Annotated in this window: 1 pseudogene; it reads left to right on the top strand. The window is 48.6% G+C overall.

Annotated elements, in window-relative coordinates:
• Window positions 1-1102, top strand: a pseudogene (locus GJB61_RS31425) (DUF5704 domain-containing protein); the annotation flags it as partial.

Here is a 1102-nt window from a genome sequence, read left to right as displayed (position 1 = left end):
CGATTAACGGGATCAATACAATTACAGTACATACACCAGTAGTCAATTATTCTGTCCTGCCAGACGATAACCGTCCTTTCGATCAGCGGATGATCCCGGATATGACAAGAACGGTTCTTATCCTGGACAGACCGTTCACGGTTCATTTCACAGAAAGTGGGCAGCATCTTAACATCCCCGGTTACGGCAACCGGGATTACGGAAAATATACGTTAAGCAAACGGATTCGCTTTCCCTTTGGTGTCTTTCAAGAAAGTCAGTATTACCCGGAGAACACTTGGATCTATATTCCTGTTGGTACACCATCTATGACCTTCACGATGCCCACCTGGGTAAATGAAGGAAACTATACGATCCAGACGGAAGCCTGGGCCATTAACGGCACACCGGCCGATCCCACCGATCTCTGTGAAGTGAACATGAATGGTGATCTGAGCAATTATTGTGCCACAGAGAGCTTTAATGTGGGTGTGGTCGGGCGTCTGTTTGATTTTCGGATCTGGGACATCGGGGATTTCAGGTATGAGCAGGTCTTCCGTACAACCATAGGGACTACGGAGCACAGTTCAGCCATGTATTATACAGGTGGCAACGATGAGAACGGGAATCCGACGGCCCTGAGCGGGCAAAAGCAATGGTTCCTGCCGATCCGAAAAGGTTCTCACCCTACCGAACAAGAGACGGTTCCCCATAACGGCTACTCGTTTCTGTTTGACTTTCGGACCATGGGAAACCTATGGGAACCCGGAGAAGGGATTCGGATTGAACCGACCTTCAGGTTCGTCCCACGAACGGGAGGGGCAGCGGTCCCGGTAGATCTGTACTATGATGTCTCGGGAACCATGAACAAAATGATCGGGGTAGGTTCGCCCAAGGATAAGCAGAGCTTCACACGCACCTATCGTTTAGCGGATACCATGCGCAATATTTCCGGTGGGGAATTAACAACCGCAGCCAGCTACGAATATAACTTTCTACTGTCCGATGCGGAGAGAGAACAAACTTCCTGGATCAAGTTCTATAAAAATTACGTGAAGCGAAAGACCAAAATTGCCACCGGATATGATATTGAGATTTTGCCGTATAAATCCCGCACCTTGAT

The sequence above is a fragment of the Paenibacillus monticola genome (genome assembly GCF_009664975.1).
In the GTDB taxonomy this organism is placed as follows: domain Bacteria; phylum Bacillota; class Bacilli; order Paenibacillales; family Paenibacillaceae; genus Paenibacillus_AQ; species Paenibacillus_AQ monticola.
The sequence above is the reverse complement of the archived record's forward strand: the minus strand, read 5'-3'. Positions and strand labels throughout refer to the sequence as shown.